Annotated in this window: 21 protein-coding genes; 6 read left to right on the top strand and 15 right to left on the bottom strand. The window is 53.4% G+C overall.

The features are described 5' to 3' along the window. Positions 1-6: 6 nt before the first annotated feature. Entirely contained in the window at positions 7-1,374 is a 1,368-nt protein-coding gene (locus OGX84_RS04870) for a 2-hydroxycarboxylate transporter family protein (RefSeq protein ID WP_012134145.1), read from the bottom strand. Positions 1,375-1,707: 333 nt separating this feature from the next. Here OGX84_RS04870 and OGX84_RS04865 point away from each other — a divergent pair, with 333 nt between their 5' ends. Together OGX84_RS04865 and OGX84_RS04860 are read left to right on the top strand one after the other, a co-directional pair. Further along, complete coding sequence (locus tag OGX84_RS04865) at positions 1,708-3,345, top strand: ATP-binding protein (protein WP_012134147.1); 1,638 nt, start codon at positions 1,708-1,710, stop codon at positions 3,343-3,345. Then, positions 3,335-4,027 carry a response regulator gene (locus OGX84_RS04860; RefSeq protein ID WP_049010161.1) on the top strand — a complete coding sequence of 231 codons (693 nt, stop codon included), beginning with the start codon at positions 3,335-3,337 and terminating at the stop codon, positions 4,025-4,027. Before OGX84_RS04865 ends, OGX84_RS04860 begins: the two co-directional genes overlap by 11 nt. Positions 4,028-4,074: 47 nt before the next feature. On the opposite strand, the gene ispH is transcribed toward OGX84_RS04860, so the two are convergent. The 6 genes from ispH to OGX84_RS04830 all read right to left on the bottom strand — a co-directional run bounded on the left by ispH (position 4,075) and on the right by OGX84_RS04830 (position 10,163). Beyond that, on the bottom strand, positions 4,075-5,025 hold the full coding sequence (gene ispH / locus OGX84_RS04855) for a 4-hydroxy-3-methylbut-2-enyl diphosphate reductase (protein WP_012134149.1): 951 nt from the start codon (positions 5,023-5,025) through the stop codon (positions 4,075-4,077). Between the two features lies 1 nt (position 5,026). Further along, complete coding sequence (gene fkpB, locus OGX84_RS04850; protein WP_112001207.1) at positions 5,027-5,476, bottom strand: FKBP-type peptidyl-prolyl cis-trans isomerase; 450 nt, start codon at positions 5,474-5,476, stop codon at positions 5,027-5,029. A gap of 180 nt (positions 5,477-5,656) precedes the next feature. After that, a complete protein-coding gene (lspA, locus tag OGX84_RS04845; RefSeq protein WP_047459022.1) occupies positions 5,657-6,145 on the bottom strand; it encodes a signal peptidase II in 489 nt (162 codons plus the stop codon). Beyond that, positions 6,145-8,961 (bottom strand): isoleucine--tRNA ligase, encoded by a 2,817-nt coding sequence (ileS, locus tag OGX84_RS04840; RefSeq protein WP_115609635.1) that lies wholly within the window; start codon positions 8,959-8,961, stop codon positions 6,145-6,147. Before ileS ends, lspA begins: the two co-directional genes overlap by 1 nt. A gap of 37 nt (positions 8,962-8,998) precedes the next feature. After that, a complete protein-coding gene (gene ribF / locus OGX84_RS04835; RefSeq protein WP_012134153.1) occupies positions 8,999-9,937 on the bottom strand; it encodes a bifunctional riboflavin kinase/FAD synthetase in 939 nt (312 codons plus the stop codon). Positions 9,938-9,962: 25 nt separating this feature from the next. Beyond that, the gene (locus OGX84_RS04830; RefSeq protein ID WP_049008862.1) at positions 9,963-10,163 is read right to left on the bottom strand and encodes a DUF2575 family protein; all 201 of its coding nucleotides are present in this window, start codon (positions 10,161-10,163) and stop codon (positions 9,963-9,965) included. 102 nt (positions 10,164-10,265) lie between these two features. Here OGX84_RS04830 and rpsT point away from each other — a divergent pair, with 102 nt between their 5' ends. Beyond that, positions 10,266-10,529 carry a 30S ribosomal protein S20 gene (gene rpsT / locus OGX84_RS04825; RefSeq protein ID WP_001518655.1) on the top strand — a complete coding sequence of 88 codons (264 nt, stop codon included), beginning with the start codon at positions 10,266-10,268 and terminating at the stop codon, positions 10,527-10,529. A 97-nt stretch (positions 10,530-10,626) separates the two neighbouring features. Here rpsT and nhaR read toward each other — a convergent pair whose 3' ends face one another. The 4 genes from nhaR to dnaK all read right to left on the bottom strand — a co-directional run bounded on the left by nhaR (position 10,627) and on the right by dnaK (position 16,079). Then, positions 10,627-11,523 carry a transcriptional activator NhaR gene (gene nhaR / locus OGX84_RS04820; RefSeq protein WP_012134154.1) on the bottom strand — a complete coding sequence of 299 codons (897 nt, stop codon included), beginning with the start codon at positions 11,521-11,523 and terminating at the stop codon, positions 10,627-10,629. Positions 11,524-11,590: 67 nt separating this feature from the next. Next, the gene (gene nhaA, locus OGX84_RS04815; RefSeq protein WP_012134155.1) at positions 11,591-12,757 is read right to left on the bottom strand and encodes a Na+/H+ antiporter NhaA; all 1,167 of its coding nucleotides are present in this window, start codon (positions 12,755-12,757) and stop codon (positions 11,591-11,593) included. A gap of 184 nt (positions 12,758-12,941) precedes the next feature. Next, the gene (dnaJ, locus tag OGX84_RS04810; protein WP_047463780.1) at positions 12,942-14,075 is read right to left on the bottom strand and encodes a molecular chaperone DnaJ; all 1,134 of its coding nucleotides are present in this window, start codon (positions 14,073-14,075) and stop codon (positions 12,942-12,944) included. Positions 14,076-14,162: 87 nt separating this feature from the next. Next, positions 14,163-16,079 carry a molecular chaperone DnaK gene (dnaK, locus tag OGX84_RS04805; RefSeq protein WP_012134158.1) on the bottom strand — a complete coding sequence of 639 codons (1,917 nt, stop codon included), beginning with the start codon at positions 16,077-16,079 and terminating at the stop codon, positions 14,163-14,165. Positions 16,080-16,480: 401 nt separating this feature from the next. On the opposite strand from dnaK, the gene satP reads away from it, so the two are divergent. Then, positions 16,481-17,047 (top strand): acetate uptake transporter, encoded by a 567-nt coding sequence (gene satP, locus OGX84_RS04800; RefSeq protein ID WP_012134160.1) that lies wholly within the window; start codon positions 16,481-16,483, stop codon positions 17,045-17,047. 33 nt (positions 17,048-17,080) lie between these two features. Here satP and OGX84_RS04795 read toward each other — a convergent pair whose 3' ends face one another. The 3 genes from OGX84_RS04795 to tal all read right to left on the bottom strand — a co-directional run bounded on the left by OGX84_RS04795 (position 17,081) and on the right by tal (position 20,167). After that, complete coding sequence (locus OGX84_RS04795; protein ID WP_071257506.1) at positions 17,081-18,388, bottom strand: MFS transporter; 1,308 nt, start codon at positions 18,386-18,388, stop codon at positions 17,081-17,083. A 124-nt stretch (positions 18,389-18,512) separates the two neighbouring features. Beyond that, complete coding sequence (gene mog / locus OGX84_RS04790; protein WP_012134162.1) at positions 18,513-19,100, bottom strand: molybdopterin adenylyltransferase; 588 nt, start codon at positions 19,098-19,100, stop codon at positions 18,513-18,515. Between the two features lie 113 nt (positions 19,101-19,213). Then, entirely contained in the window at positions 19,214-20,167 is a 954-nt protein-coding gene (gene tal / locus OGX84_RS04785) for a transaldolase (RefSeq protein ID WP_012134163.1), read from the bottom strand. Positions 20,168-20,453: 286 nt separating this feature from the next. Between tal and OGX84_RS04780 the strand changes: the two genes are divergently transcribed. Then, on the top strand, positions 20,454-21,884 hold the full coding sequence (locus OGX84_RS04780; RefSeq protein ID WP_024130724.1) for an alanine/glycine:cation symporter family protein: 1,431 nt from the start codon (positions 20,454-20,456) through the stop codon (positions 21,882-21,884). Between the two features lie 77 nt (positions 21,885-21,961). After that, positions 21,962-22,738 (top strand): peroxide stress protein YaaA, encoded by a 777-nt coding sequence (gene yaaA, locus OGX84_RS04775; RefSeq protein WP_047459033.1) that lies wholly within the window; start codon positions 21,962-21,964, stop codon positions 22,736-22,738. 98 nt (positions 22,739-22,836) lie between these two features. Here the strand turns inward: yaaA and OGX84_RS04770 are convergent, their stop codons facing one another. After that, positions 22,837-23,127, bottom strand: coding sequence for a DUF2502 domain-containing protein (locus OGX84_RS04770; RefSeq protein WP_012134167.1), 291 nt, complete (start codon positions 23,125-23,127; stop codon positions 22,837-22,839). Positions 23,128-23,235 lie beyond the last annotated feature (108 nt).

Here is a 23,235-nt window from a genome sequence, read left to right as displayed (position 1 = left end):
CTTCAATTAAATAAGAAAGTTACCCAGCACCAGCAGCGAAATGGAAACATTTATCGCCCCGCCGATACGCGTCGCAATTTGTGCGAATGGCATCAGGCTCATGCGGTTGCCTGCGGTTAAAATCGCTACGTCGCCCGTACCGCCTTGCCCACTCTGACAGCAGGAGACAATGGCGACATCAATAGGATGCATACCGATTTTTTTACCAACGAAGAATCCTGTCGCGACCAGCGCAGCAACGGTACTGATAATGACCAGAAGATTGGTCAGGGTGAAGGCGTTCACCAGCTCCTCCCACGGCGTAATGGCGACGCCAACCGCGAACAGAATGGGATAAGTCACTGAAGTCTGGAAGAATTTGTACACCACCTGCGAGCCTTCAAGAACGCGGGGCGATACGCCGTTAACTAACTTGACCAGCACAGCCACAAACAACATGCCAACCGGTGCGGGCAAGCCAATCAGCTTGTGCCCTAACATCCCCAGCATATAGAGCAGTATCGCCAACAGCGCGCCTGCGGCAATCGTGGTCACATCCGTTTTGCCAGAGACGCCTTCCGCCAGTGACGGCGATTGTTCATCGGCATTCGCACGGTTTGGCATCAATTGACCTTCGCCGGTCAGATGCGGGAAGCGCTTGCCCAGTTGGTTCAGGCAGCCGGAGATGATAATGGCGGTCAGACTGCCCAGCATCACCATCGGTAAGATACGACCGAGCGCCACCCCTTGATCCATGTGTAACAGGGTCGCATAGCCGATTGAAAGCGGAATGGCGCCTTCGCCAACGCCGCCGGCCATGATGGGCAAAATAATAAAGAAGAAAATCTGAAAGGGTTCGAGGCCAAGCGCCAGGCCGACGCCCATACCAACAACCATGCCGACGATTTCACCGCATAACATTGGGAAGAAAATACGCAGGAAACCCTGAATCAGCACGGTGCGATTCATACTCATAATACTGCCGACGATAATGCAGCAGATATAGAGATACAGGATGTTGGTAGATTTATAGAACTTGGTCGTCGACTCCACCACCACATCCGGCAGCAGGCCATAGTAAACTAACGCGGAAGGAATAAAGGTCGCGCAAATTGCGGCGGCCCCCAGTTTGCCGACGATGGGCAAACGCTTTCCAAACTCTCCGCAGGCAAAGCCAAAAAAAGCCAGCGTGGCGACCATCACGACAATATCGCTCGGCAGCTTCCCGCCCAGGCAATCAATCGCGATTAATGCGCCGGCCAACAAAAACATCGGTAATGGAATAATACCGATTTTCCATGTATCCATAATGTGCCACCAGCGCTCTTTAAGTGACAAGCGCTGAATGTTTAACGGTTCATGAGTAACAGAGAAAGAATCATCAGTCGTGCTCATTATTAAGCCCTCGGTTATTTTTCAGGGCTAGTTTATGGGCTTCAATATTTACTTTGTGTGAGTGCTGACGAATTCAAAAAGAAGTTTTAATGGTCTCTATAGTTTTAATGGTTTCTATTATTTTATGTGATTTATCTCTTATTTAACGCCGTGGTTTTTATGGTTTCTTTTCAGCGCGTATTTAAAGCAACGTTTGGTAACACCGTTGCGCCTGCGCGCTGCCTACCGCAATATATTCTGCTGTGCAAAAGATCACAGGTTTCTGGCAAAATCGCTTCATTCAGGCCAAAAGATGATACAGTGACGTATCCCTGATGACGATGCCTGAACATTATGAAAGTTTCATTTCAGATCAAACTGTTTATATCGCTGATTGCTTTTTTCTCCATATTATTTGCCTTACTGGGTGGATACTATTATATGCACGTAGAAAAGCAGCTTTATCAGGAGATGGGAGCCAGGGCGAAAATACAGGCGGAAGAAATTGCGCTTATTCCGAATTTGCGAAAAGAAGTCGTGGAAAGAGATACCACGGCGATTCATCAATTTATGCAAAAAATAGCCGCGCATAGCGACGCCAGTTTTATTGTTATCGGAGATAAAGAAGGCATCCATCTGTTTCATTCGGTTTATGCCGACAGAGTAGGAAAAAAGCTGGTTGGCGACGATAACACTGAAGTGCTTCACGGAAAGAGCACCACGACAATTCGCCGTGGCGGCCTGGGCATCTCCCTGCGCAGTAAAGCGCCCATTGTTGACGATCAGGGCGAGGTTATTGGTATCGTCTCCGTTGGATACCTCACCAGTTACCTCAACACCATTACGGTGAATAAAGCCGTCAGTATCCTGGTTGCCGCCATCCTGCTGCTGATATCCCTTTTTGTCTTTTCCTGGTTCTTCACCCGCAGTATTAAAAAACAGATTTTTTCACTGGAGCCGCGAGAGATAGGCCTGCTGGTTCGTCAGCAAAAAGCGATGATGGAATCGATTTATGAAGGGGTAATCGCCATTGATAATAATTTGCACATTGAGGTGATCAATCAGGCTGCCCGCGAGCTGCTGGGTTTAGGCCAGCCTGCGCAGGCGATACGCGGTCAACACATTACCGAAGTGATTACGCCATCCCCCTTCTTCCTTAAAGAGGTAATGCTGAAGAATGACACTCATGATGAAATCTGCCGTTTCAATGAATTGACGGTTATCGCCAGCCGGGTGCGCATCATGCTGGAGAACTCGCTTCAGGGATGGGTGATAACCTTCCGCGATCGCAATGAAATAGACAGTTTGAGCGCTCAGCTAAGCCAGGTAAAACGTTACGTAGATAATTTGCGCATCATGCGCCACGAGCAGCTCAATTGCATGACGACCCTTTCTGGTTTACTGCATATGGGTCGTTACAATGAAGCCATTGATTATATTCAGGCCCAGTCGGAACATGCCCAGGAGCTGCTGGACTTTATCTCATCGCGCTTCAGTTCACCGACGTTGTGCGGCCTGCTGTTAGGTAAAGCGGCAAGAGCGGGTGAAAAAGGGGTGGAACTGAATTTCGATCCCAGCTGCCGGATGGATAGGCCTTTTCCGCCACTTGCAGAATCAGAACTGATTTCGATCCTGGGCAATTTACTCGATAACGCGATCGAAGCAACGCAGCGATCGCCATTACCGCATGCGCCAGTGGACGTGCTGATCAGACTCAACGAGCATGAGCTGATTATCGAAGTGGCCGATCAGGGAGTCGGTATTAAACCGGAGATTCGCGAGCATATTTTCGAACGTGGCGTCACCACGAAAACCCGGGGCGATCATGGCATTGGATTGTATCTGATTGAAAGTTATGTCACTCAGGCGGGAGGGGTGATAGAAGTCGCTGATAATTCACCGCGCGGCGCCATATTTACGTTGTTTATTCCCGCTACGGGAATTTCCCGCAGTCCCGTACAGGAACTGGAAGGTACCGATTATGCAACCTGAACTTATCGATGTCCTGATCGTTGAGGACGAGAACGAACTGGCGCAGCTGCACGCTGAACTGATCGACAAACATCCGAGACTCCGACTGGCTGGCATTGCCTCCACGCTTGCCGATGCCCGGCAAAAACTCAACCAGCTGCGGCCTCAGCTACTGCTGCTGGACAACTATCTACCGGATGGTAAGGGTATTACGCTCATCAGCGATCCGTTAGTCATGAACACGAATTGCTCAGTGATCTTTATTACTGCCGCCAGTGATATGGATACCTGTAGCCTGGCGATTCGCAACGGCGCGTTTGACTATATCCTGAAGCCAATCTCGTGGAAACGGCTCAGCCAGTCGCTGGAACGTTTTGTCCAGTTTGCCGAACAGCAGCGGGTATGGAAAATTGTCGATCAGCAAAACGTCGATTCACTCTACCTGTTACAGGCGAAAAATTACCGTCAGGAGAATGGCAGTAAGGGGATTGAAGAAATCACGCTGGCGCTGGTGCAGAAGCTTTTTACAGAAAACAGCACGCGCAGCTTCTCCGTTGACGATGTGGTTGCCGGAACGGGGTTAAGTAAAACCACGGCACGCCGCTATGTTGAACACGGTGTCGAGACGGGGTTTCTTCGCGTCGAGATGCTGTATGGCAAGCCAGGACATCCGCGCAGGATGTATCGCCTGAGCGAAACGTAATGGCATAAAAGATGCCGGTCGGATAGCAGACCGGCGTCAAAGCGTAATTACTCTACTTCACGAACATCCACACGCAGTTCTTTCGGTACTTCGAAAACAATGTTCTCTTCGCGGCCTTCCAGCGGAATGGCTTCGCCGCCGCCAAGCTCTTGCAGGCGAGCGATCACGTTCTGCACCAGAATATCCGGTGCGGAAGCGCCAGCGGTCACGCCAACGCACTTCGCCTCTTTCACCCAGGCTTCCTGGATGTCGGTGGCATCGTCGATCAGAAACGCCGCTTTCCCCATACGCTGCGCCAGTTCAGCCAGACGGTTGGAGTTGGAGGAGTTTTTCGAACCGACCACCAGCACAACATCGGCCTGTTCCGCCAGCGCGCGCACCGCTTCCTGGCGGTTCGTCGTGGCGTAGCAAATGTCATCTTTACGCGGCCCGACAATTTTCGGGAAGCGTTGACGCAGCGCGTCAATCACATCAGACGTGTCGTCGACGGAGAGCGTCGTCTGGGTCATAAAGGAGAGTTTGCCTTCGTTTTTGACATCAAGCGACAAAACGTCGTCCGGCGACTCGACCAGATACATGCCCCCTTCCGGGTTGCTGTACTGCCCCATCGTCCCTTCCACTTCCGGGTGCCCGGCATGGCCGATCAGGATTGACTCTTCGCCGCGACGGCTGGCGCGCGCCACTTCCATATGCACTTTTGTTACCAGCGGACAGGTGGCGTCAAAAACGGTGAGATCGCGGCTTTTCGCCTCGTTACGTACCGCCTGGGAAACCCCGTGTGCGGAGAAAATCAGGATCGCGCCGTCCGGCACTTCACTGATCTGCTCAATGAAAATCGCCCCGCGCTCACGCAGGCTATCCACCACGTAGCGGTTGTGCACCACTTCGTGACGGACATAAATTGGCGCGCCGTAAATAGCCAGCGCGTTTTCTACAATGCTGATAGCGCGGTCTACACCTGCGCAAAAGCCGCGCGGGTTGGCCAACAGGATCTGCATTTTACGCCTCCAGTGCCGGATCGATTTCCAGCACTTCAATATCAAAATGAACGGTATGCCCGGCCAGCGGATGGTTGAAATCGACGGTAATCGAGTCACCGTTAATTTCGCGGATCACACCAGGCATCTCACTGCCGTCCATTGCGGTAAAGAGCATAATTGCCCCCACTTCAGGCTCGCCCGCGTCCATAAACTCGCGGCGAGAGAAGTATTGAACCAGGTCCGGGCTCGGTACGCCAAACGCGGCATCCGGCTCCAGAGAAAACGTGGTTTTGTCGCCGTCTTTCAGTCCCAGAAGATGCTGCTCCAGCCCTTCAGACAGGGAGCCGTCACCCAGGCGGAATAGCGCTGGCTTACCATTGTTATGCGTTGACTCAGCGGTAGAGCCATCGTCAAGCTTTAAGGTGAAGTGCACCAGCACCGCACTGTTACTCTGTACTGATTTAGACATGCAGGTTTGCTCACTTGTTTTGGGTCACCTGTTTGCCCGGTGGCGCTTACGCTTACCGGGCCTACAAGAGGCTTGTTTTGGGCTACCTGTTTGCCCGGTGGCGCTACGCTTACCGGGCCTACAAGAATCGCGCTATTTTGTAGGCCGGATAAGGCGCTTACGCCGCCATCCGGCATTTTATTACGCCTGCTTTTTCGGCAGGAAACCCTCCAGCACAATCAACGCCGCACCGATACAAATCGCGCTATCGGCCAGGTTAAAGGTGGCGAAATGCCAGTCGCCGACATAGAAGTCGATCATATCGACAACGAAGCCGTGCCACAGACGGTCGAACAAATTGCCCAGCGCACCGCCAATGATTAACGCATAAGCGATGTTGTTCAGCTTTTGCGTCGCCTTCGAGCGATACATCATCACCATCAGGATAACGCAAATACCGATGGCGATACCGGCAAAGAACCAGCGCTGCCAGCCGCCGCTGTCGGCTAAGAAGCTAAACGCCGCACCATAATTACGCGCGTAGTGCAGATTAAGCGACGGGAACAGCGACACCGTATCCCCCAGAGCAAAGTTCTGGAGGATCAGGTACTTGCTGCCTAAATCGATAATCAGCACGACCACCACCAGCCACAGCCAGCGCAGTCCTGTTGAACAAAGAGGCTTACTCATCAGGCAAACTTACGTTTTTCGCCATCACCGGCGATGTTGCTGACACAGCGGCCGCAGATCTCTGCGTGTTCCGCTACCTTGCCGACATCCGTGGTGTAGTGCCAGCAGCGTGGGCACTTCTCACCTTCGGCTTTACTCAACGCGACTTTCAGCCCTTTGAGCAGTTCGCTCTGCTGCGCATCAGCAGAAGCCTCCGCATAGTCAGCGACTTTCGCGCCAGAGGTCAACAGGACAAATCGTAATTCATCGCCCAGTGCAGTCAGCTTCGCCGCCAGTTCCGGTTCAGCGTACAGGGTGACAGCCGCTTCGAGAGAACCACCGACTTTCTTGTCCGCACGCGCCTGCTCGATAACCTTGTTCACTTCGCCACGCACTTTCAGCAGCTCGTCCCAGTAAGCGTCATTCATCGCTTCGGTTTCGCCTAAGCCAAACAGACCTTCATACCACTCACCGGTAAAGACGTACTTCTCACGATCGCCTGGCAGATAACCCCAGATTTCATCTGCGGTGAAGGACATGATCGGCGCCATCCAGCGCACCAGCGCTTCTGCGATATGGTACAGCGCACTCTGGCAACTACGACGCGCCACGCTGTCGGCTTTCGCGGTGTACTGGCGGTCTTTGATGATGTCGAGGTAGAACGAGCCCATCTCAACGGAGCAGAAGCGCATCAGACGCTGTACCACTTCGTGGAAATCATAGGCTTCGTAGGCTTTCAGGATATCGTCCTGCGCCGCTTTCGCGCAGCCCACCGCCCAGCGATCCAGCACCACCATCTCTTCCGGTTTCACCATATCTTTTACCGGATCAAACCCGTTCAGGTTCGCCAGCAGGAAGCGCGCGGTGTTACGGATACGACGATAGCTGTCGGCAGCGCGTTTCAGGATCTCGTCGGAAACGGCCATTTCGCCGGTGTAGTCGGTAGACGCCACCCACAGACGCAGAATATCCGCGCCCAGTTTGTTCATCACATCCTGCGGAGAAACGGTGTTACCGATGGATTTGGACATTTTGCGGCCCTGACCATCCACGGTGAAGCCGTGGGTCAGTACCTGACGGTACGGCGCTTTGCCCTTCATCGCAGTGGAGATCATCAGGGAGGACATGAACCAGCCGCGATGCTGGTCGGAACCTTCCAGATACATATCCGCCGCATGACCGGCAAACTCAGGACGCACATCGACCACAGAAGCGTGCGTCGAACCGGAGTCAAACCAGACGTCCAGCGTATCCGGCACTTTTACGTACTGGTCAGCGTCGTCGCCGAGGATCTCTTTCGGATCGAGGTCCCACCATGCCTGAATGCCGTCCACTTCAACGCGCTTCGCCACTTCTTCCATCAGTTCGATGGCGCGCGGGTGCAGCTCTTCGGTGTCTTTATGTACGAACAGAGACATCGGCACGCCCCAGGTACGCTGACGGGAAATACACCAGTCAGGACGGTTCGCAACCATTGATTCAATACGTGCCTGACCCCAGTCCGGGATCCACTGTACGCCTTTGATCTCTTTCAGCGACTGCTCGCGCAGGCCTTTCTGATCCATGCTGACGAACCACTGCGGCGTCGCACGGAAGATGATCGGCGTTTTGTGACGCCAGCAGCACGGATAGCTGTGTTGCAGCTTCTCAACGTGCAGCAGCGCGCCTTTTTCACGCAGCAGCGCAACGACGATATCGTTCGCTTTGAAAACGTTCACACCATCGAGCGTCGGATACGTGCCTGGCAGGTAAGCGCCGTCCGGTCCGACCGGGTTAGCGGTTTCCAGACCGTATTTTTGACCGATGACATAGTCGTCCGGGCCATGACCAGGCGCGGTATGCACCGCCCCCGTACCGGCATCCAGCGTGACGTGATCGCCGAGGATCGCCGGAACGTCGAAGTCCATAAACGGATGGGTAAAGCGCAACAGCTCCAGCTCCGCGCCTTTTACGGTGCCGAGGACGGTATAGTCAGCCGCGCCAAGGCGCTGCATCACGCTTTCCACCAGGTCTTTCGCCAGAATCAGCGCCTGGCCATCAATTTGTACCAGCGCATAATCAAAATCCGGCGCCAGAGAGATCGCGCGGTTCGCAGGTAACGTCCACGGGGTGGTGGTCCAGATAACCAGCGAGATCGGGCCATTGACGCTGGAAACGCCAAACGTCGCTTTCACCGCATCCTGGTCAGCGGCGTGGAACGCCACGTCGATAGACGGAGATGTTTTGTCATAATATTCAACTTCCGCTTCCGCCAGCGCGGAACGGCAGTCCACGCACCAGTGCACCGGCTTCGCGCCTTTATGCAGATGGCCGTTGCCGATGATTTTACCCAGCGCGCGAATGATGTTGGCTTCAGTTTTGAAGTCCATCGTCAAATACGGATGCGACCAGTCGCCCAGCACGCCCAGACGGATGAAGTCTTTACGCTGGCCGTCAACCTGGGTGGCGGCGTATTCGCGACACTTCGCACGGAATTCCGCAGCCGTGAATTTTTCGCCCGGCTTACCGTATTCCTGCTCGACTTTCAGCTCGATCGGCAGACCGTGGCAGTCCCAGCCCGGAACGTAAGGCGAGTCAAATCCCGCGAGTCCTTTGGACTTCACGATAATGTCTTTCAGAATCTTGTTAACCGAGTGACCAATATGAATGCTGCCATTCGCATAAGGAGGGCCATCATGCAGAATGAAGGTTTTTTTGCCTTTTTTGGCCGCACGAATGATGCCGTACAGGTCATCATCGGTCCAACGCGCCAGCATTCCCGGTTCACGCTTGGCGAGATCGCCGCGCATCGGGAACCCTGTTTCCGGCAAATTCAGGGTTGATTTATAGTCACTCATCAGATTCTCGGTTCCGTATTTAAAACTCGTATAGGCATTAAGCCGGTTTTGATAGCCCAAAAAAATCGCGGGCAGTTAACTCATCACGCGCAATCTGCGCTTTTAGTTCATCCAGCGACGCGAATCGCTGTTCGTTGCGTATTTTTTTACGCAGTATTACATCTATATGGCGACCATAGAGGTCCATTACAACGTCCAGCAGATGCACTTCTAACTGTTGGCGTACGCCTGCCACTGTCGGACGCGTGCCGATATTGGCAACGCCAGGCATGGGTTTATCACCCAGCCCCATCACTTCCACCGCATAAACCCCTTTTACCGGGGAGACCTGACGACGCAGCGGTAAATTCGCCGTCGGGAAACCAATGGTGCGCCCTAACTCATCGCCGTGGACGACACGCCCGGAGATGGTAAACGGATGCCCCAGCAAACTTTCAGCCAGCGGCAGGTTGTCCTCCGCCAGCGCCTGACGCACGGCCGTACTGCTGATGCGTACGCCACCTTCGCAAAAGGTCTGCGTGTTGGTGATGTCAAAACCGTACTCCGCTCCGGCTTTCTGTAATAACAAGAAATCGCCTTCGCGACCAGCGCCAAAACGGAAATCATCACCGACAGCGAGGAACCGCACGCCGAGACGCTTCACCAGCAGATCGCTGATAAAGTTTTGTGCGGTCAGGGCGGCAAAGCGGCGATCGAAGCGTACGCACAGCACGTAGTCCACGCCGCATTCCGCCAGGTAACGCAGTTTTTCCCGCAGGCGGGTCAGGCGCGCAGGGGCCTTTTCCGTAGCGAAGAGTTCCAGCGGCTGCGGTTCGAAAATCATTACCATCACTGGTAAACCCCGCTTGCGCCCTTCTTCCCGCAAGCCCTGCAGCAATGCACGATGGCCACGATGCACACCGTCGAAATTACCAATAGTCAGCACACACCCATGCGGGGCCTGACTGAGATTATGTATGCCGCGTATCAGCTTCATGTCTGGCTCAAAACAGTGAAAATCGTCAGAGTATACCTTGTACAGCGGTCAAGGTTAACCGACGATTGCCCCTGTGAAACATAAAGAAGATTGTTTTCATTGTTATGGGGCAAATCAGAACAAGAAACTGCCCATTCAATGTAATTTTTATCGTGGAAAAGCTGTATTCACGACCCGCAAGCTGGTAGAATCCTGCGCCATCACTACGTAACGAGTGCCGCCATATTAACGGCGCTTATTTGCACAAATCCATTGACAAAAGAAGGCTAAAAGGGCATATTCCTCGGCCTTTGAATTGTCCATATAGAACACATTTGGGAGTTGGACCTTGGCTAATATCAAATCAGCTAAGAAGCGCGCCGTTCAGTCTGAAAAGGCTCGTAAGCACAACGCAAGCCGTCGCTCTATGATGCGTACTTTCATCAAGAAAGTATACGCAGCTATCGAAGCTGGCGACAAAGCTGCTGCACTGAAAGCATTTAACGAAATGCAACCGATCGTGGACCGTCAGGCTGCTAAAGGTCTGATCCACAAAAACAAAGCTGCACGTCATAAAGCAAACCTGACTGCACAGATCAACAAACTGGCTTAATCGCCCGCTTGTTATCAGCTTTGTAAAAAAGCCCGCGCAAGCGGGTTTTTTTATGTCTGCCGGATGGCGGGCAAACGCCTTATCCGGCCTGTAGCGCTTACCCTTTGTGGCTAAATAGCGCCGAATAATCCGCGTGACAAATACGCTGTACGGCCGGGTGCTGAATCATCCTCTCGGCAAAAATGGCGTGATACTCTTCCATGACGTTTTCCACACGGCCAATCTCAACGATCGACTCATCGGCGTAAAAGTCATGCGCATAGAGCGTCGGCGCGACGAAAATCGCATTGTGGGTAGCGCCAAACGCTTTCATCAGCGCCGCATCATCAAACTCGCCGAGGATTTCGACATTTAAGCCCTGCGAATTAAACCAGTTTAATAATTTGCGACCGAGCATAGAGCGACGGCCAGGGATCAGCAGCCGACGCTCTTCCAGACACGCCGGGAAGGGTTTTGCAGGCAGTGGTTTCGTACACCAGAAGCTCACGCTGCATTCACCTATCTTCACCGAAAACAGCCCTTCCTGCTGGGTAGAGTCGATTGGGCAATCCGAGATAATCATATCCAGCTTATGCTGGCTAAGCTGCTCAAGCAGCATCTCATGGGTGGATTCAAAACAGCGCAAATGAATTTGTTCGTCGTCAACCACGGCCGCATCCAGCACATTGCTGACCAGACGTTTTGACAACGCATCCGCCACGCCGACATCAAACAGCAGGTTAGACTCTTTGCGGTAGTTAACGATATCCAGCATTTCCTGGCTTAAGGTAAACATTTTGTCCGCATAGCGAAACACCAGTTCCCCTAATTCACTGGGCTCCAGCCCACGCCCTTTACGCTTGAATAATTTTCCCTGCAAGCGCTCCTCAAGGGCTTTGATCTGACCGGTGATAGTTTGCGGCGTCAGGTAAAGCGCTTCTGCCGCCCCGACAACGGAACCTTCTTTATACACATGCCAAAAATAATAAAGGTGGTTGTAGTTAATATGAGACATGCTCACTCCTCTCCCTGATCTGTGTCGCAAGGGGGGCCACATCAGCCCCCCAACCCTCTGTCCCCACTCAGACCACCGGGCTTAAACGTGTACGTAACCAGCTGTAGCCGATCACTGCCGAAAGCAGAGAACCAATCAAAATCCCCAGCTTCGCCCAGTTAATCAGTGCCGGATCTACACTACCAAACGCCAGACTGGCGATGAAAATCGACATCGTAAAACCGATCCCGCACAGAATACCGACTGCCATTATTTGCTGAAAACGTGTTCCTTCCGGCAGCTTCGCCAGTTTGAGACGCAGCGCCAGCCAGCAAAACAGGCTAATCCCCAGCGGTTTACCGATCAGCAACCCGGCAATGATTCCCAGCGGGAGTATTGAGGTCAGCCCGTCAAGCGTTACCCCCTGTAGCGAGACGCCCGCATTGGCGAAGGCGAACAGCGGCAGAATCAGATACGCCACCCACGGGTGCAGCACATGTTCCAGACGCTTCGCCGGAGAACGACCATGCTTCTCCTTCAATGGGATGAAGAAGCCGACGATCACCCCGGCAAGAGTGGCATGAACGCCAGATTTCAATACGGCAGTCCACAGCACCACGCCGACCAGGATATAAACCCCTGTTCGTCTGACATCACACAGGTTCAGCACGGCCAGAAGCACAATCGCAAATGCCGCCACCCCCAGCGAGACCATCGAAAGATCGCTGGTGTAGAACAGCGCAATGATCACAATCGCGCCCAGGTCGTCAATAATAGCCAGCGCCATCAGGAATATCTTCAACGCCAGCGGCACCCTGCTGCCCAGCAAGGCCAATACGCCCAGCGCAAAAGCAATATCCGTTGCCGCCGGGATCGCCCAGCCTTCGCGCGTAATCGGGTCGGAATAGTTAAAAGCCAGATAGAGCAGCGCCGGAACAATCATACCGCCAATGGCGGCAATCACCGGAAACGCCGCCTGACGTAAACTGGCAAGCGAGCCCTGCATAAGCTCACGCTTGACCTCCAGACCAATCAGCAGGAAAAATACCGCCATTAGCGCGTCGTTGATCCACAGCAGCATATTTTTGTTGATCTCAAGCGCCCCAACCCGTAGCTGAACGGGCGTCTCCAGAAAGGCGTGATACCATCCGCTGGTGAATCCGCTGTTCGCCATCAGCATAGCCAGCACAGCGGCGATAATGAGAATGATGCCCCCGGAGGCATCACTGCTAAAAAAACGATGCAGGTGTTTCACTTTTTATTCTCTCAATATAATCAAACCTCGTGGCGTCTATCTTACCTCGCATGATCTATCGTTAAAATTAGATTATTTATGGTGAAATGTTCGGTTTTTACGAAATAAAATAATCGCCGCCGACAAACAAAAAAAGCCCGGGATTGTGCAATCCCGGGCTTTTTATGCAATGTAACAGCGGTGATTAACGCGTCAAATCATCGAAAAACTTCTTCACACCGTCGAAGAAACTCTTCGAACGCGGACTGTTTTTCTCGCCTGTCGGGCCACCGAAGCTTTCTTGCAGATCTTTCAGCAACTGCTTCTGCTTCTCGTTCAGACCTACCGGCGTTTCAACCACAACACGGCACAGCAGATCGCCCTGTGCGCCGCCGCGTACGGATTTCACGCCTCTTCCGCGCATACGGAACAGCTTGCCGGTTTGCGTTTCGTGCGGCACTTTCAACTTCACACGGCCATCCAGCGTCGGGACTTCAATCTCGCCACCTAACGCCGCCATTGCAAAGTTAATCGGCACTTCGCAATACAGGTTGTTGCCTTCACGCTCGAAGATCGGGTGCTGCTTCACCTGCACCTGAACGTACAGATCGCCCGCTGGCGCACCATGCTCGCCCGCTTCACCTTCGCCGGAGAGACGAATACGATCGCCGGTGTCCACACCCGCCGGGATTTTAACCGACAGGGTTTTGGTTTTCTCTACACGACCATGACCGTGGCATTTGTTGCACGGATCTTTAATCAGCGTACCGCGCCCCTGACAGTGCGGGCAGGTTTGCTGCACGGCGAAGAAGCCCTGACGCATCTGCACCTGACCAGAGCCATGACAGGTTGGACAGGTCTGCGGCTGAGTGCCTGCTTTCGCACCGCTACCGTGGCAAACGTCGCACTCTTCCAGCGTCGGAATACGGATCTCTTTGGTCACGCCACGTACGGCTTCTTCCAGGGTGAGATCCATGTTGTAACGTAAATCAGCACCACGCGCTGCGCGCTGACGACCACGTCCGCCGCCAAAGATATCGCCGAAAACGTCACCAAAGATATCGCTGAAGTCAGCGCCGCCGCCGAAGCCGCCGCCAAATCCACCACCGCCTTGTTCAAACGCGGCGTGCCCGTACTGATCGTATGCCGCACGTTTTTGCGCATCGGTCAGAACTTCGTAGGCTTCCTTTATCTCTTTGAACTTGGCCTCGGCCTCTTTATCACCCTGGTTACGGTCCGGGTGATATTTCATGGCCAGGCGCTTGTACGCCTTTTTGATTTCACGCTCTTCCGCTGTTTTGGAAACGCCTAAAATCTCGTAATAGTCTTGCTTAGCCATCTTTTTTTTATCTGCCCCTAACATGCGTGCACGGGCGGAGAGGAACCCTCTTCGCCCGTGCCAGTATTTTACCCGTTCAAAGGGCGATTATTTTTTGTCTTTCACTTCTTCAAACTCAGCGTCGACAACATCGTCATCTTTCGCGTTGTTTGCAGAAGCGTCAGCGCCGCCAGCCTGCTGCTGTGCATGCTGCTGCTGAGCGATTTCCATCAGTTTCTGGGAAGCCTGCGCCAGTTCCTGCATTTTCGCTTCGATAGCCGCTTTGTCTTCACCTTTCAGCGCCGTTTCCAGCGCGCTCAGTGCAGACTCGATAGCCGTTTTGTCGTCTGCTGGCAGCTGATCGCCCGCTTCCTCAACCTGCTTACGCGTGCTGTGCAGCAGATGGTCGCCCTGGTTGCGCGTCTGAACCAGCTCTTCGAACTTACGGTCAGATTCTGCGTTCGCTTCAGCATCGCGAACCATTTTCTGAATTTCGTCCTCGTTCAGACCAGAAGAAGCCTTGATGGTGATCTTCTGCTCTTTACCGCTGTTTTTGTCTTTCGCGGAAACGTGCAGGATACCGTCAGCATCGATATCAAAGGTGACTTCGATCTGCGGCATACCGCGCGGCGCCGGGTTGATGCCATCCAGGTTGAACTGACCCAGAGATTTGTTATCAGACGCGCGTTTACGCTCACCCTGCAACACATGGATGGTTACCGCTGACTGGTTGTCTTCAGCGGTAGAGAACACCTGGCTGTGCTTGGTCGGGATAGTGGTGTTTTTGCTGATCAGCGCCGTCATTACGCCGCCCATGGTTTCGATACCCAGAGACAGCGGGGTAACGTCCAGCAGCAGAACGTCTTTCACATCACCGGTCAGTACGCCGCCCTGCACCGCTGCGCCGATAGCAACAGCTTCGTCCGGGTTAACGTCTTTACGCGGTTCTTTACCAAAGAACTCCGCCACTTTTTTCTGCACCATCGGCATACGCGTCTGACCACCAACGAGGATAACGTCGTTGATATCAGATACGGACAGGCCAGCATCCTGCAACGCGACTTTCAGCGGCTCGATGGAACGGTTCACCAGGTCTTCGACCAGGCTTTCCAGTTTCGCGCGAGTCACTTTGATGTTCATGTGTTTCGGACCGGTGGCATCTGCGGTGATGTACGGCAGGTTCACGTCGGTCTGCTGTGCGGAAGAAAGCTCGATTTTCGCTTTTTCTGCCGCTTCTTTCAGACGCTGCATCGCCAGCGGGTCGTTACGCAGGTCAATGCCCTGATCTTTCTTAAATTCTTCAACCAGGTAGTTGATCATACGGCTGTCGAAGTCTTCACCACCCAAGTGGGTATCACCGTTGGTTGCCAGAACTTCGAAGGTTTTTTCGCCGTCAACTTCGTCAATTTCGATAATAGAGATATCGAAAGTACCACCACCGAGGTCGTAAACCGCGATAGTACGGTTGCCGACTTCTTTATCCAGACCATAAGCCAGCGCGGCGGCGGTTGGTTCGTTGATGATACGTTTTACTTCCAGACCTGCGATACGACCGGCATCTTTCGTTGCCTGACGCTGAGCATCGTTGAAGTAGGCAGGTACGGTGATAACAGCTTCAGTTACCGGTTCGCCCAGGTAATCTTCTGCGGTTTTCTTCATTTTTTTCAGCACTTCAGCAGAGATCTGCGGCGGTGCCATTTTCTGACCTTTCACATCAAGCCATGCGTCGCCGTTATCGGCGCCGATGATTTTGTACGGCATGATGGAAACGTCACGCTGAACTTCTTCGTCCTGGAAGCGGCGGCCAATCAGGCGTTTAATCGCAAACAGGGTGTTTTGCGGGTTTGTCACTGCCTGACGTTTAGCCGGCTGACCAACCAGAGTTTCACCATCCTGGGTATAAGCAATGATAGAAGGCGTGGTGCGATCGCCCTCGGCGTTCTCCAGCACACGTGCAGTTGTGCCATCCATAATCGCTACACAAGAGTTGGTAGTACCCAGGTCGATACCAATAATTTTACCCATCTAAACGTCTCCACTAAAAATTCGGTCATCATGTGGTTGTGAATCTGTAATAAGGGCGAAACGTGCGGTTTCAACTACCCTGAATCGTTTTTTTTCAGACTCACTCACTGCGGTTGACTACAAGATGGGGTCGTAACCCACGTCATCAAGGGGGGCATGAAAAATTTTTTTTGCGAAAAACGATAATTTTCTTCACCGGGCATACGGAAAACACCTCTGCCTGTGCGGCGGTTAAGCCTTTTTCTTCCGTGATCGTCATCACAAGGGGAAATATTTCATTTTCCCCCTATTAGATCATAGACAGCCTCTATTCCCCTGATTATCATGCCGCGCCCCGAATACGGTATCGGTTGTTCGGGGAAACTATTTCACCATTCGATTAATGATGATTTTGAGGAATTATGGGCAACACTAAGTTGGCTAACCCGGCTCCGCTGGGCCTGATGGGCTTCGGCATGACCACCATTCTGCTTAACCTGCACAACGCGGGTTTCTTCGCTTTAGACGGCATTATTCTGGCGATGGGCATTTTCTACGGCGGTATCGCGCAAATTTTTGCTGGCCTGCTGGAATATAAAAAAGGCAATACCTTCGGCTTAACCGCATTTACCTCTTACGGTTCTTTCTGGCTGACGCTGGTCGCGATCCTGTTAATGCCGAAAATGGGTCTGACAGAAGCGCCGAACGCGCAGTTCCTGGGCGCCTACCTGGGGCTGTGGGGCGTGTTCACACTGTTCATGTTCTTTGGCACGCTGAAAGCCGCTCGCGCGCTACAGTTTGTCTTCCTGAGCCTGACCGTACTGTTCGCCCTGTTGGCCTTCGGCAACATCGCGGGTAATGAAGCGGTGATCCACGTTGCGGGTTGGATTGGCTTAGTGTGTGGCGCCAGCGCCATTTACCTGGCGATGGGCGAAGTGCTGAACGAACAGTTTGGCCGCACCATCCTGCCAATCGGTGAAGCGCACTAATCTTCCGTTATCCCCCGACCGGGGGGATAATTTTTACAGCTGTTGTAATTCTGCCTGCACATCCGCATCGCGATAATAAATATCCTGTCGCAACCAGACGCCCAACCCCAGCCCCACCAGTGACAACGCCAGCACATACCAGGCCGGCGCCATTGGCGACACGCCCATCAACATGGTGACCGCAATTGGCGTCAGGCCGCCAAAAATGGCATACGAGACGTTGTAAGAAAAAGAGATGCCGGTGAAACGCACTTCCGCCGGGAAGGCTCGCACCATTACGTACGGCACCGCGCCAACAACACCAACACACAGCCCCACCAGTCCGTATAATAAAAACAACTGCTCGGGATGCGCACCAGACAGGTGATAGAAGATCCAGCTTGAGCAGGCCAGCAGAAAACTGCCTACAATAAAGGTTTTGCTGGCGCCAACCCGATCGACAATGAACCCTGCCAGCAGGCATCCCACGCACAGCATAATGGTCGCCACGCTATTTGCCTGTAAAGTTAACGCGGGCGCAAACCCGTACTGCTTTTGCAACCAGACCGGCGACATCAAAATCACGACGACAATGCCGGCCGATAACAACCAGGTCAGCAGCATCGAAATCGCCACCGCTTTTTTATGTTTCACCACTACCGCTTTGACGGGCAATTCCTGCGCGAGCGTTTTGCGCTGCTGCATTTCAAGGAAGATGGGCGTTTCCTGCAACCAACGACGTAAATACATCGCAATCAGACCAAATACGCCGCCGAGCAGGAAGGGAATACGCCAGCCATAATCATGCACCGCCTGCTGGGTCATACTGGTATTCACCAGCGTCGCCACGACAGAACCAAGCAGGATACCGACCGTCAGTCCCGCAGTCAGCGTGCCGCAGGCGATGCCGATACGGCGCTCCGGCACATGTTCAGCCACAAACACCCACGCTCCCGGCACTTCGCCGCCAATCGCTGCGCCTTGCAAAATACGCATCAGCAGCAATAACAACGGCGCAAGGATGCCCATTGAGGCGTAAGTCGGCAGCAGGCCAATCGCCAGCGTTGGAACAGCCATCAATAGAATACTCAGGGTGAACATCTTCTTGCGCCCTACCAGATCGCCAAAGTGCGCCATGATAATGCCGCCCAGCGGGCGCGCCAGATAACCGGCGGCGAAGATCCCAAACGTCTGAACCTGACGAAGCCACTCAGGAATATCGGCGGGGAAAAATAGTTCGCCCACAACCGCTGCGAAGAAAACAAAGATGATGAAGTCGTAAAACTCGAGCGCGCCGCCGAGAGCGGCAAGTGAAAGAGTCTTATAATCCTGGCGATTCAGAGGTCGTGTGTGTTGTGACATAGCAAACCATGAGTCAGTGGAGTTATTGAGGGCGCTTATCGATATGTGTAAATCAAAAATTACTATATCGTAAACAATTCAATACTCCACCACCTGCGTAATTTATGTCACAGAAAGGCCAACTTCAGGCGTTTATGTCGCGTCTGGCATTTTTCGGGCGGAAAGATGCTACCACTTCCGCTGCGGTTTCCACATAAGGCCCTTCAAGCAACTGTACACAATACGGTACGCTTGCGAAAATTCCCGGCACAACAACCTTACCCTCGGCATCTTTCACCCCTTCCAGGGTCTCTTTGATGGATTTTGGCTGCCCCGGTAAGTTCAGGATCAGCGCCTGCTTACGGATCACGCCAACCTGGCGGGAAAGGATCGCCGTAGGAACAAAGTGCAGGCTGATCTGGCGCATCTGCTCGCCAAAGCCGGGCATTTCTCTGTCGGCGACGGCCAGAGTCGCGTCAGGCGTGACATCACGACGCGCTGGCCCCGTACCGCCCGTCGTCAGTACCAGGTGACAGCTCATTTCATCCACCAGCTCACACAGCGTTTGCTCAATGATCGCCTGCTCATCCGGGATCAGTCGGGTTTGCACGTCAAAAGGGGTAGTCAGCGCGGAGGCCAGCCACTCTTCAAGAGCAGGAATGCCTTTATCCTGGTATACGCCGCTGGACGCGCGGTCAGAAATGGAAACTAAACCAATACGTAAGGTGTTCATGATTATTCCGTCTAAACAGTCTCGTTAAACAGAATGATACACTGCAAAGGGAAGGACAGACAGGTTTCAGAAGAGGTAGCGTGACCAGAAACCTGTCTGGTCACGCCGAATGATTACAGCAGATCGCCGATCATTTTTTCCAGTTTTTCCTGGTCAATAGCAAACTTACGGATACCGTCCGCCAGCTTGTCTACCGCCATCGGGTCCTGGTTGTGCTGCCACAGGAACTCAGACTCGGTGATGCGTTCTGGACGCGCTTTCACTTCGCCAGAGAAGGACAGTTTACGTTCGATAGCGCCTTCGCTTTCCGCCAGCTCTTTCAGCAGCGCCGGAGCGATGGTAAGACGATCGCAACCCGCCAGCTCCAGAATTTCGCCGACGTTGCGGAAGCTCGCGCCCATCACCACTGTCTCATAACCGTGCTGTTTGTAGTATTCGTAGATTTCCGTAACGGAAACCACGCCCGGATCTTCTGCCGGAGCGTACTCTTTCTTGTCGGTATTGGCTTTGTACCAGTCAAGAATACGGCCCACGAACGGAGAGATCAGGTATACACCCGCTTCCGCACAAGCACGCGCCTGCGCGAAGGAGAACAGCAGAGTCAGGTTACAGTTGATACCTTCCTTTTCCAGCTGTTCAGCAGCACGAATCCCCTGCCAGGTAGACGCCAGTTTGATCAGGATGCGATCGTTGCTGATGCCCGCGTCGTTGTAGAGCTTGATGATGCGTTTTGCTTTGGCGATAGACGCGTCGGTGTCGTAGGACAGACGAGCGTCAACTTCGGTGGAGATACGGCCAGGGACCAGTTTCAGGATCTCCAGACCAATGTTCACCGCCAGCTTGTCGGCCGCGTCAACAATCTGCTGCGCGCGATCGCTGCTCTGCTGTTTCGCCCAGGCAACGGCATCGTCAATCAGCTTACGGTATTCCGGGATCTGTGCTGCGTTAAGAATGAGAGAAGGGTTGGTTGTGGCATCCTGCGGCTGGTACAGCTTCATTGCCGCGATGTCTCCGGTGTCGGCCACCACGGTGGTGAACTGACGAAGGGAGGTCAATTTGTCCGTCATGATAGTGTTTCTCTTTAAACAGCTTGTTAGGGGGATGTAACCGGTCTGCCTTGATGATAACACGACGCACTCACAGCGCAACCGCAGACAATGCGGTTATCCCACCCCCCTCTTTGTTTGCCCCTTTTTCAGCCCCTCGCCAGGGCTGCGCGCAATTAAAGGATATTGCCATATAGTATGGTAGACTCCCCCCATTCAATAGCCTGACAGGGTCTATACTGTTCGTGAATTGGTAACGCTTACACTGGAACCCAAAAGCGTACCGGCATCAACAAGAGGGATGTTAATGCCTGATTTCTTCGCCTTTATTAATGAAATACTCTGGGGTTCGGTAATGATCTACCTCCTGCTTGGCGCAGGGTTTTGGTTTACTTACCGTACCGGATTCGTTCAGTTTCGCTATATCCGCCAGTTTGGCAAAAGTCTTAAAAACAGCATACATCCCCAGCCGGGCGGGCTTACGTCATTTCAGGCGCTGTGTACCAGCCTTGCCGCGCGTATTGGCAGCGGCAACCTGGCAGGCGTTGCGTTGGCTATCGCCGCAGGCGGGCCAGGCGCCGTATTCTGGATGTGGGTATCTGCGCTTATCGGCATGGCGACCTCGTTTGCCGAATGCTCTCTGGCCCAGCTCTACAAAGAGCGCGACAGCACAGGACAGTATCGCGGCGGCCCGGCATGGTATATGGCGCGTGGTCTGGGTATGCGCTGGATGGGCGTTCTCTTCGCGATTTTCTTACTCATTGCGTATGGTCTGATTTTTAATAGCGTACAGGCGAACTCCGTCTCGCGGGCGCTCGCTTTTGCCTTTGACATACCGCCCATTATCTCCGGTATCGTGCTGGCGCTGGCGGCCTTTTTTGTCATCGTTCGCGGCATTAAAGATGTCGCAAAGCTCATGCAATGGTTCGTCCCTGCGATGGCCCTTCTGTGGACGCTCACCGGTTTAGTGATTTGCCTCTGGCACATCGAACAGTTGCCCGACATTATCGCGTCGATTGTGAAAAGCGCATTCGGCTGGCAGGAAGCCACTGCTGGGGCGGCTGGGTATACGCTCAGCCAGGCGATTACCAGCGGTTTCCAGCGCGGCATGTTCTCCAACGAAGCGGGAATGGGTTCTGCGCCTAACATTGCGGCCGCCGCTTCATCCTGGCCGCCGCACCCTGCCGCGCAGGGAATTGTGCAGATGATCGGCGTCTTTACCGATACCATTATTATCTGCACCGCCAGCGCGATGATTATTCTGCTGGCAGGCAATGGCGCCTCGCATATGCCAACGGAAGGCATCCAGCTGGTGCAACAGGCAATGATTTCACTGACCGGAGAATGGGGCGCAAGCCTTGTCGCGTTTATTGTGGTGTTGTTCGCCTTCAGCTCGATTGTCGCCAACTACGTTTACGCCGAAAATAACCTGATTTTTCTGCGTCTGGACAGTCTGCGAATGCGCTGGGCGCTGCGTATTGTCACCGTCGGGATGGTCGTGGCGGGCACGTTACTCAGCTTTCCGCTCGTCTGGCAGTTGGCCGACATTATTATGGCCTGTATGGCCATCACCAACCTGACGGCGATTCTGCTGCTCTCGCCGGTGGTACATACGATCGCCAGCGACTATCTGCGACAGCGTAAGCTCGGCGTACAACCCGTGTTCGACCCGTTCCGCTACCCTGAAATTGAGCAGCAACTGGCGCCGGATACATGGGATGAGTTGCCGCGTCACTAGCGCGGCAATCACAACCATCGATCAAATCGGTCGGTTTTTTTGCTAAAGTCGCAGTAAATTTCCTGCAAGGACTGGATATGCTGATTCTGATTTCACCTGCAAAAACGCTCGATTACCAAAGCCCGCTGGCCACGACGCGCTATACGCGGCCTGAACTGCTGGATTACTCCCAGCAGTTGATCCGCGAGGCGCGCAAGCTCTCGGCGCCGCAGATTGGCAAGCTAATGGGCATTAGCGACAAACTGGCCGATCTGAATGCCACCCGTTTTCATGACTGGCAGCCTGACTTCTCCCCTGAAAACGCCCGCCAGGCGATTCTGGCGTTTAAAGGCGACGTCTATACCGGACTACAGGCGGAAACGTTCAGCGAAGCCGATTTTGATTTCGCGCAGCAGCATTTGCGTATGCTTTCCGGGTTGTACGGCGTCCTGCGTCCGCTGGATCTGATGCAGCCTTACCGTCTGGAGATGGGTATTCGCCTTGAGAACGCCAAAGGGAAAGACCTTTATCAGTTCTGGGGCGATGTGATTACCGATAAGCTGAACGAAGCGCTGGCTGCGCAAGGCGATAAAATCGTCATCAACCTGGCCTCGGATGAATATTATAAATCCGTGAAGCCGAAGCAGCTGAATGCGGAGGTTATCAAGCCCGTGTTCCTTGACGAGAAAAACGGCAAATTCAAAGTTATCAGCTTCTACGCCAAAAAAGCGCGCGGCCTGATGAGCCGTTACATCATTGAAAACCGGCTGACGAAGCCGGAACAGCTCACCGCATTTAACAGCGAAGGCTATTTCTATGATGAGCAAGCGTCAGGAAAAGGCGAACTGGTGTTTAAACGCCACGAGCAAAACTGATGCCCTGAAGCGCAGGCCGGATAAGACGCCTTTTGTCGCTATCCGGCGCTAAAACCGCATAACTGCCTGATAGCGCTACGCTTATCAGGCTTGCGTGCTTAATGGCGGTGGTCGTCGCGGCGATCATCATGACGATGCTCGTCATGCTTATTATGATGCGGTTGCGGACGTGGTCCATGTGGCTGCCAGCGGTTTTCTCGCCACTCATAATGCTTCTGCCACCAGCCGTGGTCACGCCAGTGACCGCCATCCCAGTAGTTACCGTGGTTATCGCGATCGCCAATCTGAAGTTTAACTGCCGGTACGAGGGTAATTTCGGCAGCCTGTGCTGCGAGGGGAGCCACCAGCATCATGGAAAGTGCAAGAAGCACGGGTTTCAACTTGTTCATGAGGTACTCCTTTTTACCATTGCCCGATTTGGGTCGATGAAAGGAGATTACTTGATGAGAACGCGGGTTGTTATTCTCCGCAATCCTAATCTCTAAGTTACCGCATTT

Origin of the sequence: Citrobacter sp. CK202 (genome assembly GCF_030333225.1) — a bacterium.
Lineage (GTDB): Bacteria > Pseudomonadota > Gammaproteobacteria > Enterobacterales > Enterobacteriaceae > Citrobacter_B > Citrobacter_B koseri.
This window is presented reverse-complemented; position numbering and strand designations above follow the sequence as displayed.